A 211-nucleotide genomic window follows, 5' to 3' on the forward strand; every position below is an offset into this window, starting at 1 on the left:
GCCGGCCATGGCGCCCGCGCTCATGCCGCGTCCTTTTGCGAGCCTGCCGCCCGACCGCTTTGCGCTGTTTGCGCCTGCCACCGTGTTCCTCAATGCCGCCGCGCTGCAGGCGCTCGGCCTGCCCAGCCAGCCCGGCACGGCCCCCCGGCTGGAACTGCAATCGGGCCTGCAGCGCGTGGCGGTGCGCGTGGCCGGCAGCGTGGCGGCCGGC

At 76.3% G+C, this 211-nt stretch carries 1 protein-coding gene; it reads left to right on the forward strand.

What is annotated here, in order from left to right; translation table 11 throughout:
• Positions 1 to 22: 22 nt before the first annotated feature.
• Positions 23 to 211 (forward strand): hypothetical protein (locus B2J89_RS22410; protein ID WP_371809125.1); only part of this gene is annotated, 189 nt, incomplete at its 3' end.

Source organism: Acidovorax sp. SRB_24 (genome assembly GCF_012931925.1).